This is a genomic window from Lysobacter sp. BMK333-48F3 (assembly GCF_019733395.1).
Lineage (GTDB): Bacteria > Pseudomonadota > Gammaproteobacteria > Xanthomonadales > Xanthomonadaceae > Lysobacter.
The window spans coordinates 588,251-599,766 of sequence record NZ_JAIHOO010000001.1 but is presented as its reverse complement, the minus strand read 5'-3'; the positions used below and the strand labels follow the sequence as shown (position 1 = coordinate 599,766).

Below are 11,516 nucleotides of genomic sequence, written 5' to 3'. Positions count from 1 at the left end.
GTGCTGAAGGAGGCTTTCATGTTCGAAGAACGACCGCAGCCCGAGATCGACGCGCTCATCAAGAGCGTCCCCGAGTTCAAGCAGCTCTACCAGCGCCACAAGGACCTGGACAAGAAGGTCATGGACGCCGAGCTCGGCGTATTGCCGATCGACGACACGACCCTGGGACAGATGAAGCGCGAGAAGCTGGCTGCGAAGGACCGGCTGGTCCAGTTGTACGATCAGCATCACTGACGACAGATGCTGCGGCGCCGGCGCGAGGCCGGTGTCGCGACGGCCGGGCAGGACCTCCCGGCCCAGGACCCAAGCGAACCCCGGCCCGTAGCGGTCGCGGTTCCGCCCTTAGCGCGGGCGGCGGCGGCCATCCTCGTCGGCCGCCGCCGCCCGCGGCTACCACGCCCGCTTTAAGGCGCCCGCAGCGAAAGGCGGGCCGCCAGGGCCCGTTGCGGCCTCCCGCGACGACATCCCCTCGCGAAATTCCGTTCCGAAGCCCCCGGCCGAGAACGCCGGCGCCGAAACCGCCGAGCCCGTCGCGGCTCGCGGCGGCGGCATGCCGGTTCCCCGCCGGCGCCGGGCGCAGCCCGCGGAGGCCCCGCTAGAATGGCCGGGAACCGCCGCATGGAGCGGCTGCAGGATCCGCATGGCCATTCACTCTTCCGTACTCGAACTCATCGGCAAGACCCCGATCGTCAAGGCCCAGCGCCTGGACACCGGCGTCTGCGAGCTCTACCTCAAGCTCGAATCGCAGAACCCGGGCGGGTCGATCAAGGACCGCATCGGTCTGTCGATGATCGAAGCCGCCGAGAAGGCCGGCAAGATCAAGCCCGGCGACACCCTGGTCGAGGGCACCGCCGGCAACACCGGCATCGGCCTGGCCCTGGTCGCCCAGCAGAAGGGCTACAAGCTGCTGCTGGTGGTGCCGGACAAGATGAGCCGGGAGAAGATCTTCAACCTCAAGGCGATGGGCGCGCAGGTCGTGCTGACCCGTTCCGACGTGGCCAAGGGGCATCCGGACTATTACCAGGACATGGCCGAGCGGATCGCCCGCGAGACCCCGGGCGCGTACTTCATCAATCAGTTCGGCAATCCCGACAACCCGGCCGCGCACGAGTTCGGCACCGGCCCGGAAATCCTCGAGCAGATGGACGGCCGGCTCGACGCGATCGTGTTCGGCTGCGGCAGCTCCGGCACCATGACCGGCCTGTCGCGCGCCTTCGCCAAGCTGTCGCCGTCGACCGAACTGATCCTGGCCGACCCGGTCGGCTCGATCCTGGAGGAGTACATCAACCGCGGCACCCTGTCGGACAAGTCGGCGAGCTGGATGGTCGAGGGCATCGGCGAGGACTTCCTGCCGCCGATCTCCGACTTCACCCGGGTCAAGCAGGCCTATGCGATCTCCGACCGGGAAAGCTTCCTGACCGCGCGCGAGCTGCTGGAGAAGGAGGGCATCCTCGGCGGTTCCTCGACCGGCACCCTGCTGGCCGCGGCGTTGAAGTACTGCCGCGAGCAGACCGAGCCCAAGAAGGTGCTGGTGTTCGTCTGCGACACCGGCAACAAGTACCTGTCGAAGATGTACAACGACTACTGGATGCTCGACAACGGCTTCATCGAGCGCCCGCGCCAGGGCGACCTGCGCGACCTGATCCTGCGCCCGTACTCGCAGCGCGACACGGTCGTGGTCGGCCCGGCCGACCTGCTGGTCACCGCCTACCAGCGGATGAAGCTGTACGACGTGTCGCAGCTGCCGGTCATGGACGGCGAGCACATCGTCGGCATCGTCGACGAAAGCGACGTCCTGCTGCACGTCTACGGCGACGAGTCGCGCTTCCGCGACCCGGTCTCGACCGCGATGGTCAGCAAGCTCGACAAGATCCAGGTCGGCGAGCCGATCGAATCGCTGCTGCCGGTGTTCGACCGGGGCCACGTCGCCATCGTCATGGACGGGGAGCGCTTCCTCGGCCTGATCACCCGCATCGATCTGCTGAACTTCCTGCGCCGCCGGGTCCAGTGACCGGCCGGCGGGCGCGCCGCGATGCGGCGGCGTGCCCGCTCCGGGGGCCCGAGTACGGCTCGGCCCCGCCCATTCAGTTCGCGACCGGGCGCACGGTCCGGGCATAAGCCGGCTGCACCCCGGCTGAAGTCGAGGCCGGCGCGAAGAGCCGGTCACGGCGGCGATGTTAGAATTCGCGGTTACGCCAAATGGCGCGACATCCAGCGAATGGGACGGATTCAATGAGCCAACAGCAGGCCAAGGGCGGGGCGTCCAAGCTCGGCCTGGGTACCCTCGCGATCCACGCGGGGCAGTCGCCCGACCCGAGCACCGGCGCGGTCATGCCGCCGATCTACGCCACCTCGACCTACGCCCAGAGCAGCCCCGGCGAGCACCAGGGCTTCGAGTACTCGCGCAGCCACAACCCGACCCGCTTCGCCTACGAGCGCTGCGTCGCCGGCCTGGAAGGCGGCAGCCGCGGCTATGCCTTCGCCTCCGGCCTCGCCGCGACCTCGACCATCCTCGAGCTGTTCGACGCCGGCAGCCACGTGATCGCGATGGACGACGTCTACGGCGGCACCTACCGCCTGTTCGAGCGCGTCCGCCGCCGTTCCGCCGGGCTGGACTTCAGCTGGGTCGACCTCAGCGACCTGGCCGCCTTCGAGGCCGCGATCCGCCCGGAAACCAAGCTGGTCTGGATCGAGACCCCGACCAACCCGCTGCTCAAGCTGGTCGACGTCGCCGCGATCGCCGCGATCGCGCGCAAGCGCGGCCTGGTGGTGGTGGTCGACAACACCTTCTCTTCGCCGATCCTGCAGCGCCCGCTCGAACTGGGCGCGCACATCGTCATGCACTCGGCGACCAAGTACCTCAACGGCCACTCCGACATCGTCGGCGGCATGGCCGTGGTCGGCGACGACGCCGACCTGGCCGAGCGCCTGGGCTTCCTGCAGAACGCGGTCGGCGGCATCCAGGGGCCGTTCGACAGCTTCCTGGCCCTGCGCGGGCTCAAGACCCTGCATCTGCGGATGAAGGCGCACTGCGAGAACGCCCAGGTCCTGGCCGAATGGCTGGAAACCCATCCGGCGGTCGAGAAGGTGATCTACCCCGGGTTGAAGTCGCACCCGCAGCACGCCCTGGCCCAGCGCCAGATGCACGGCTTCGGCGGCATGATCAGCATCTTCGTCAAGGGCGGCCTGGACGGCGCGCGGCGGATGATGGAGCGCTGCGAGCTGTTCACCATCGCCGAGTCGCTCGGCGGCGTGGAAAGCCTGATCAACCATCCCGCGGTGATGACCCACGCCTCGATCCCGCCCGACCGCCGCGCCGCCCTCGGCATCGCCGACAACCTGGTGCGCCTGAGCGTGGGCGTGGAGGATGCGGCGGACCTGCGCGCGGACCTGGACCGAGGATTGGGTCAGTGAAGTTCGCCGCCAACGTTTGGGACGATCTGCGCGACGGATTCTCCAACTTCGACCTGTGGTGGATGCTCGCTACCCAGGACATCCGTCAGCGCTATCGCCGGTCGATGATCGGCCCGTTCTGGATCACCATCACCATGGTGGTGGTGATCGCCGGGCTGGGGCCGCTTTATGCCCGGCTGTTCAACATCGCCGCGTCCGACTACGTGCCCAACCTGGCCGCGGGGCTGATCGCGTGGTCGCTGATTTCCGGCGGGCTGACCGAGGCCTGCAACGCCTTCATCGGTTCCGACAACCTGATCAAGTCGACGTCCGCGCCGATGACCGTGCACGTGTTGCGCGCAGCCACGCGCAGTCTGCTGCTGTTCGTGCACAACCTGGTGGCGCTGATTCCGTTTCTGCTGATCTATCGGGTCAATCCCGGCTGGGAGCTGCTGCTGTTCCCGGTCGGCCTGCTGATCCTGTCGACCTTCATCGTCGCGTCCGGATACTTGCTGGGCACGTTCTGCGCGCGCTTCCGCGACATGCAGCAGATCATCCTGAACGTCCTGCAGTTCGCCTTCTTCCTGACCCCGATCATCTGGAAGCCCGGCGCTTTGAACGGCCGGACGACGATCATCGACGCCAATCCGTTCTTCTGGCTGATCGAGATCATCCGCGCGCCGATGCTGGGTTACGTCGCCAAGCCCATGCATTACGCGGGTGCCGTTGGCCTCACCGTCGCGGTGGCGGCCGTGGGCTTGGTTTTCTTCGCGCGCTACCGCCGCCGCATCGCGTATTGGGTGTAAGAACGCATGGCTAAGATTTCGGTACGGAACTGCACGCTCGATTACCCGCTGTACGGGGTGTCCAGCCGCTCGCTGAAGAAAATGGTCATCAGCGCCGCGACCGGCGGGCGCATCGCCGCCAACTCGCGTGAAATCACCGTGGTGCGCGCGCTGAGTTCGCTCGACCTGGAGGCGTTGCCTGGCGACCGGGTCGGCTTGTGGGGCCATAACGGCTCCGGCAAGACCACCTTGCTGCGCGCGTTGGCCGGCATCTACGCGCCCAGCGAAGGCTCGATCGAGCTCACCGGTTCGGTCGCGAGCCTTATCGACCCGGCGATGGGCTTCGAGCTGGATGCCTCCGGGCACGAGAACATCACCCTGCGCGGCCTGCTCCACGGCATGAGCCGAGAGCAAATCGAGAGCCTGCGTTCGGACATCGCCGAATTCTCCGGCCTGGGCGACTATCTCGACTTGCCGGTGCGGGTTTACTCCAGCGGCATGCAGATGCGGCTGGCGTTCTCGATCGTGACCGCAGTCTCTGCGGACATCATCCTCATGGACGAATGGCTCAGCGTCGGCGATGCGGAGTTCTCCGCCAAGGCCGAAGGGCGTCTGCGCAATCTGATCGACAACGCCAAGATAATAGTTCTGGCGTCGCACAATCTCGATCTGATCCGCAGCGTCTGTAACCGCGTCATCACATTGGAGCACGGTAAGATCATTGCGGAAGAGCGTTCCGCTGCGCAGTGATCGCCCGGGGAGTTGTGAGTGAAGATAAGATTGGAGCCTTACTACGACTGCAAGGCGGTCGGTAGTACTTCGGACGGGGTCTGGGAAAGTCTCGCCGCAGATCCTCAGTTTCTGATTCGTTCCGGCAGCCGAGGCTTCGCGCCGGGGCCGTGCCGCTTCGTATTCGAGACCAAACCGGGGTCGGCCAAGTGGATCGACCCGCTGATGTATTTCGATCTCGGCGAAGGCTGGGTCGACTCGGGTAAAATCCTGCTCAAGCCAGAGCCGCGGCCGCCGGGCACGCACCTGGTGTCCTATCTCGTCAACATCCCGCCGAACGTCAGGCAGATCCGGTTCGATCCGACCTGCGCTGCCGGCACCTTCGTACTCAAGCCCTCTGTGACCATTCAGCGTTTCCGGCTCTTGCTCGGCGCCGCCCGCAAACTCGCGCGGGTGTGGCGCAACCACGGTCTTTTCGGCGTCGCCAACCGCGTGCTCAACGGCGACCCCTCCGGGCGCGGCCTGCCGGGCCAGATGGCCCAGGACACCGGCGCCTTCCAGAAGCAACTGGTCGACAACCTGACCAAGCGCGCACGCGAGTACATCGCCGCTCCCGCGCTGGCGCCGGCCCCGGACGCCGGGGTCAGGCTGGTCGCCTACTACCTGCCGCAGTTCCACCCGATTCCCGAAAACGACAAGTGGTGGGGCAAGGGGTTCACCGAGTGGACCAACGTCGGCAAGGCCATGCCGATGTTCGAAGGGCATTATCAGCCGCGTTTGCCGGGCGAATTCGGCTACTACGACCTGCGCAACCCGCAAATCATGCGCGACCAGGCCGCGCTCGCGCGCCGGCACGGCATCGAGGCGTTCTGCTTCCACTACTACTGGTTCGACGGGCATCGCCTGCTCGAATCGCCGGTCGAGGCCTTCCTCAAGGATCCGTCGATCGACATCGGCTTCTGCCTGTGCTGGGCGAACGAAAACTGGAGCCGGCGCTGGGATGGATCGGAGCAGGACGTCCTGATCGCCCAGAACCATTCCCCCGAAGACGACATCGCGATCATCGACGACCTGATCCGGGCGTTCCGCGATCCGCGTTATCTGCGGGTGGACGGCAAGCCGGTGATGATCATCTATCGCGCCGCGATCCTGCCCGAGGTGAAGGAGACCCTGGCGCGCTGGCGTCGGCGCTGCATCGAGCAGGGCATCGGCGAGATCCACCTGGTCGCCGCGCAGAGTTTCGGCCTGACCGATCCGCTGTCGCTGGGCTTCGATGCCGGCGTCGAGTTCCCGCCGCACGGCGTGCGGATTCCGGAGCGTCAGGAAGAGTATCTGCACTTCCACGACGACTCGAAGATGACCATCTACGACTACCGCGACGTGGTCGAGACCGAGTCGGCCCGCGACTACCCGGACTACCGGCTGTACCGCTGCGCGATGCCGGGCTGGGACAACACCGCGCGCAAGGGCAAGCGCGCCCATGCCTTCTCCAATTCCAGTCCGGGCGGCTTCCGGCGCTGGCTGGACGCGCTGATCGATCAGAGCATGCGCCACGTGCCGGCCGGCGAGCGTCTGATTTTCGTCAACGCCTGGAACGAATGGGCGGAAGGCGCGTATCTGGAACCGGATCGCCGCTACGGCTACGCCAATCTCATGGCTTGCCACGGCGCCCTGACCCGGGTCGAAAAGGCCGCGCGTCCGAAGGTCAGCGTGATCATGCCGACCTACAAGCACGAGCAGTACGTCGAGCAGGCGATCCGCAGCGTGCTGGACCAGACCTACGACGATTTCGAATTGCTGGTCATCGACGACTGCTCTCCCGACGGCACCTACGCGGTCGCCGAGCGTGTGCTGGCCCAGTACGACGCCGCCGGCAAGGCTTCGCTGCACCGCATGCCGATCAATTCCGACGCGTACAACGTCATCAACTACGGCATCGCCAACTCCAGCGGCGAGTACGTCACGGTCATCAATTCCGACGACGCCTGGACCCCGGATCGGTTGGCGACCATCATCGGGGCGATGGAGAAGGACGGGGCCGGTCTGGCGTTCAGCCGGATTTCGGTGATCGACCAGGACGGCGCGCCGCTGGACGAGGCGCATCCCGTCGCCGCCGAAGTGTACCGGCGGCAGGAAAAGTGCTTCAGCTCCGCCGACCCGCTAATGGTCCACTTGTTGCAGTACAACGTCTGCGTCACCACCGGCAATCTGGTGTTCAAACGCAGCCTGTTCGACCGGTTGGGCGGTTTCTCCCAGCTGCGTCTGTGCCACGACTGGGATTTCGTGCTGCGGGCGAGTTTCTACGGCAAACTGTTGATGGTGGATTCGCCCGGGTATCTGTACCGGATGCACACCAGTAATACGTTCTCGTCGTCGGGCCACCTTTCCGGGCCCGAAACCGAAACGTTGTTGACTGAATTCTTCGGCAAATTCGATCAGCATCCGCAACAGGAACTGCTGCGAAAGAATGTCGCGTTCCAGGAGTTGATGGGGTCGGACCAATATCGCGCGTACTATGAACTGACAGACGACTGACGGAGGGCGGAGTGAAGCCGGCGGATTTCTTCCAAGCTGCACGCATCACGAGTATCGATGAGTGGTATCAGGTCCTGATCGGCTCGGTGGCCGAACGGGAGTGGAACGGCTTCATTCTGCCCGGCTTTCCTCCGGACGAAGTTCAGGCGGGATTCGTCGGTTCGTCGAACGAGCATGCGCTGACCGAGGCTTCGGTCTTCTACCGGATCGTGCACGAGCACCTGGAGAAGAACGGCATCGCGCTGAGCGAAAGCGATAATGTGCTCGATTTCGGCTGCGGCTGGGGCCGCTATATGCGGTACTTCTACCGCGACGTGTCCTGGGACCGCCTGTACGGAATCGATCCCTGGTTCGAGGCGATCGAGATCTGCAAGCGCACCGGCGTCTACGGGCAACTGGTCAAGTGCAATCTGATGCCGCCGACCCCGTTGCGCGACGGCATGTTCAAGCTGGTGTTCGCCTACTCGGTGTTCTCGCATCTCAGCCCGAAGGCGGCCAACGCCTGGATGGCCGAGTTCGCGCGCGTGGTCGCGCCGGGCGGCCTGTTGGTCCTGACCACCCAGGGACGCACCTTCATCGATTTTTGCGAGTCGTTGCGCGGCGAGCCGCCGGCGACGGAGTGGCATCGGGTCCTGCAACAGGCTTTCATGGACGCAGACCAGGCGCGCAAGGACTATGATGACGGCCAGTACCTCTACCAACCCAGCAGCGGCGGTCCCGAACTGCCCAGCGAGATCTACGGCGAGGCGGTGATTCCGGAAGGTTATGTCCGGGCTCATTGGTCCAAGTATTTCGAGCTGGTCGATTTCATCGACGACCGCGCCTATCTTCCCCAGGCCGTGATGGTGCTGAAGGCACGCTATTGATGCGTGAGTTCCGCGCCAGCGACCCGCTTGGCGGGCGGATGCCGACGATCCGCGGCATCCGTTGCGCCGTAGGCGGCGGCCGGATCGGCGCGGGGGGGCGGTAACGGTGATCAGGCCCAATGCGAGCGGGGACGTATTGGAGATCCATCTCGTAGATATTTTCGCGGAGAGCGACATGTACACGTGGGAGCGGCATCTGGGGCAGACCGCCTCCGGCGACCAATTCGAAGCTTCGTACCGGGGGCAGGCCCGGTTCGAGCTGACGGGTTTGTTTTCGAGGGACCGCAAGCTGTTGTTGGACATCGGTTGCGCCAGCGGCGCGACGTCCGCCTATCTGAAGCACCTGATTCCGGGCCTGCAGGCCTGGGGCGTGGAGCCCGAGGCCGAGGCGGCGGCGCTGGCGGCCGGCCAGTTGGACCGGGTGTTCGCCAAGCGCCTGGACGAAATCGACCTGGCGGCGGAAGGCCTGGCTTACGGCAGCGTCGATGCGGTCCTGTTGGCGGACGTGCTCGAACACATGTACGACCCGTGGCGCGCGCTGGTGCAGATCAAGCCGTTCCTGGCGCCCGACGCCGAGGTGGTGATCAGCATTCCGAACGTGCGCAATCTCGGCTTGCTGTCCGATCTGGCCGACGGGCGCTTCGATTATCAGAAGTGGGGGTTGCTGGACATCACCCATATCCGCTTCTTCACCCTCGACGGTACGGTGCGCATGCTGCAGGAGACCGGCTACGGCGTGCGCCATGTCCAGGCGAACGTCGATCCGCCGCTGTCCGGGGTGCTGAATGCCGGCGTGCCCGAAGACAAGGCGCTGCGCTTCGACCGGATACGCATCGACGGCGTGACGCCGCGCGAGCTGACCGAATTCTGCGCGCTGCAGTTCTTCATCAAGGCCACGCCGGTGAACCTGGAATTGGTCGGGTACGGCGTGCCGGTGGCGAGCGTCGCGGAGCAAACCGAACACGAATCGTCGGCGGACGCCGATGAGGCCGGCGCCGCCGCGGTCGCGGAAGCGGCTGCGGCGGTCGAGGCGGCTGCGGAGTCCGAATCGTCCACCGAATCCGAGCCCTCCGAACAGGAGCCGGCGCTGGCGGCGACGGATACGGCGGCCGAGACCGCTGCCGGCGTAAGCGCCGACGGCGAAGCGGCGGATTCGCGCGGAACGTCCTAGCGCGGCGACGCAGGGCGCCGCCGACAGCGGTGCCCTCGGCGAGGCAAGCGATATGAGAGACAACAGATTCTTTTTTGCGTTCGCGTTGGCGGCGGTGGGCAGCTTCTCGCTGGCCGGCCTCTATGTCGCGGTGAAGGGAACCCGGCCCGGCGCCGAACCGGCGCTGGTCCAACCCAAGCGGGTGGACAAGTACCGCGACGGCGAAGACATCCGCTTGCTGAGCGCGGATGCGGCCGGGATCCGGGGCGCGTCCACGCCGGGCGGCGAATGCAATCTCGACTACCTCGGGCAGGAGGGCGCCGCGCCGCAGGTTCTGGTGCAGGGGCGGCCGACCGGCATTTCCGGCTGGGGCGCGTATCCGCAGGAGAGCGTGGAGCGCGTGCTGCTGGAGTGGAAGCCCGCCGACGGCGCGGCGTCTCCCGGTGGTTTCGTCGAACTGAATTCCGGGCTGGAACGCGCGGACGTCGCCGCGGCCAAGGCCTCGGAGATTCATCGCAACGTCGGTTACGGGCGTAGCGGAGCCTTGCTGGACGTGCCGCCGGGCGCTTATCGCCTGTACCTGGTTCTGCAGACCAGGGCCGGCTTGATTCAGTGCGACCTGAAGTGGAACGTGACGGTCCAGGCAGCGGCTGGCTCGCAGTGACTCGGTGGAAACGGGGGTATCCGTGAAGTACAGGGGATGGGAAGCGGCGGTGCCGAAGCTGGCGCTGGCAGGCGCGCTGGGCGTCTTTTTCCTGCTGATGTTCCCGCTGCTGAAGCCGTATCCGTTCAGCGACGACTGGTCCTACCTGGAAGCGTTGTCGGGCGGTGGATCGCTCAGCCTGAAATGGCTGTTCGGCCTGCATAACGACCACCGCATACCGATCCAGAAGCTGCTGCACTACTTCTTGCTGATGCCGACCGGCGGCGACTTCCGGGCGCTGATGCTGCTGAACATGGCCTTCGCCGCGATCGCGGCCTGGTGCTGGATCCGGATCGCCCGGCTGCTGCGCGACGGGCGCCCGTCGCTGGGCGACGCTTGCGCGCCGCTGATCCTGCTCGGCGGCGGGTTCAACGGCGTCAGCTGGGGTTTCAGCTTTCAGTTCATTTCCTCGGTCGCGTTCGCCTCGCTGGCGGCATGGGCGGCGGTGTCGTATCTGCGCGGTCGTTTGAGCTACGGCGTCGAGTACGCCTTTTTGCTGTTGATCCTGTGCGCCTGGTGCGGCGGCAACGGCATCATCAGCGCTGCGGCGCTGGGCGCGCCTTTGTTGCTGCTATGCGCGGCCGAGCATCGCGCTGCGACCCGCCTGCGCACTCGGGTCCGCTTCCTGGCGGTCGGGCTGTGGGCGGCGACGCTGGCGGGGCTGGTGCTGACCTGGAAGCCTTCCGGCGCGACCGCGCAGTCCGAGCACGGTCTGGCCCAGCAGTTGCCGCCGTTCCTCGCCGGCATGCTCAAGTCCTGGATGGGCGTCTATGCGATGGCCGACGATGGGCCGAAGCTCGCGTTGACCGCCGCGATCGTCGCGGCCGCGGTGCTGGTGGGCGTGTGGACGCTGTGGCGGCGCTGGCGCCTGCGCGAGCGGCGGGGGTTCGAGACGCTGATCGTGCTTGCGGTTCTCGGTCAGTCGCTGCTGACGCTGATGGTGGTCGCGGTATCGCGCGCCGTCGCACAGCCCTGGTCGCCCGGCCTGGAGTTGCACTACGGCTTCCTGACCACGCTGATTCCGCTTTCGGCCTGGGCGCTGATCTCCGCCGGCGCCGGGCCGCGCACCCAGCGCGCGCTGGCGCTGCTGGCCTTGGCGGGCGCGGCATGGATCTTCAGCTACAACACGGACTGGCGAATCGGCTCGTTGCGCGACGGCTATCCCCAGGTCGCGGCGGCGCAGGCCGCGCTGTTGAGCAAGCGCAGCGCGGCCGAGGTGGCCGACAAGCACATCCAGGAGTACTACTACCTGCACGATCCCGCTTCGCGGGAGGCGGTGGCCGAGGCGATCCCGCTGCTGAGGCAGATGCCGCTGTGGCGCGAGCGGCCGGGAACGCCGCAGGAGTAACCAGGCT

10 protein-coding genes are annotated in these 11,516 nt (G+C 66.3%); all 10 read left to right on the top strand.

The features are described 5' to 3' along the window. Positions 1 to 18: 18 nt before the first annotated feature. The 10 genes from K4L06_RS02365 (at position 19) to K4L06_RS02320 (ending at position 11,509) form a co-directional block, all read left to right on the top strand. Positions 19 to 234: a YdcH family protein gene (locus K4L06_RS02365; protein WP_221669868.1), complete on the top strand. Its 216-nt coding sequence runs from the start codon at positions 19 to 21 to the stop codon at positions 232 to 234. 406 nt (positions 235 to 640) lie between these two features. Next, positions 641 to 2,011, top strand: a complete 1,371-nt coding sequence (locus tag K4L06_RS02360) for a pyridoxal-phosphate dependent enzyme (protein ID WP_221669867.1) — start codon at positions 641 to 643, stop codon at positions 2,009 to 2,011. Positions 2,012 to 2,232: 221 nt separating this feature from the next. Next, positions 2,233 to 3,414 (top strand): cystathionine gamma-synthase, encoded by a 1,182-nt coding sequence (locus K4L06_RS02355; RefSeq protein WP_221669866.1) that lies wholly within the window; start codon positions 2,233 to 2,235, stop codon positions 3,412 to 3,414. Then, positions 3,411 to 4,199, top strand: coding sequence for an ABC transporter permease (locus K4L06_RS02350; protein WP_221669865.1), 789 nt, complete (start codon positions 3,411 to 3,413; stop codon positions 4,197 to 4,199). Before K4L06_RS02355 ends, K4L06_RS02350 begins: the two co-directional genes overlap by 4 nt. Before the next feature lie 6 nt (positions 4,200 to 4,205). Beyond that, on the top strand, positions 4,206 to 4,928 hold the full coding sequence (locus K4L06_RS02345) for an ABC transporter ATP-binding protein (RefSeq protein WP_221669864.1): 723 nt from the start codon (positions 4,206 to 4,208) through the stop codon (positions 4,926 to 4,928). Between the two features lie 18 nt (positions 4,929 to 4,946). Further along, the gene (locus tag K4L06_RS02340; protein ID WP_221669863.1) at positions 4,947 to 7,442 is read left to right on the top strand and encodes a glycoside hydrolase family 99-like domain-containing protein; all 2,496 of its coding nucleotides are present in this window, start codon (positions 4,947 to 4,949) and stop codon (positions 7,440 to 7,442) included. 11 nt (positions 7,443 to 7,453) lie between these two features. Further along, a complete protein-coding gene (locus K4L06_RS02335; RefSeq protein ID WP_221669862.1) occupies positions 7,454 to 8,308 on the top strand; it encodes a class I SAM-dependent methyltransferase in 855 nt (284 codons plus the stop codon). A gap of 136 nt (positions 8,309 to 8,444) precedes the next feature. Then, a complete protein-coding gene (locus K4L06_RS02330) occupies positions 8,445 to 9,479 on the top strand; it encodes a methyltransferase domain-containing protein (protein WP_221669861.1) in 1,035 nt (344 codons plus the stop codon). A 52-nt stretch (positions 9,480 to 9,531) separates the two neighbouring features. Continuing rightward, positions 9,532 to 10,122, top strand: a complete 591-nt coding sequence (locus K4L06_RS02325) for a hypothetical protein (protein ID WP_221669860.1) — start codon at positions 9,532 to 9,534, stop codon at positions 10,120 to 10,122. 22 nt (positions 10,123 to 10,144) lie between these two features. Continuing rightward, positions 10,145 to 11,509 carry a hypothetical protein gene (locus K4L06_RS02320; RefSeq protein ID WP_221669859.1) on the top strand — a complete coding sequence of 455 codons (1,365 nt, stop codon included), beginning with the start codon at positions 10,145 to 10,147 and terminating at the stop codon, positions 11,507 to 11,509. Positions 11,510 to 11,516: the final 7 nt, after the last annotated feature.

What these genes read in the sequence shown, in the direction of transcription:
- K4L06_RS02360 (WP_221669867.1), top strand. Translation starts at nt 641, where the DNA reads ATGGCCATTCACTCTTCCGTACTCGAACTCATCGGCAAGACCCCGATC.
- K4L06_RS02365 (WP_221669868.1), top strand. Translation starts at nt 19, where the DNA reads ATGTTCGAAGAACGACCGCAGCCCGAGATCGACGCGCTCATCAAGAGC.
- K4L06_RS02325 (WP_221669860.1), top strand. Translation starts at nt 9,532, where the DNA reads ATGAGAGACAACAGATTCTTTTTTGCGTTCGCGTTGGCGGCGGTGGGC.
- K4L06_RS02345 (WP_221669864.1), top strand. Translation starts at nt 4,206, where the DNA reads ATGGCTAAGATTTCGGTACGGAACTGCACGCTCGATTACCCGCTGTAC.
- K4L06_RS02355 (WP_221669866.1), top strand. Translation starts at nt 2,233, where the DNA reads ATGAGCCAACAGCAGGCCAAGGGCGGGGCGTCCAAGCTCGGCCTGGGT.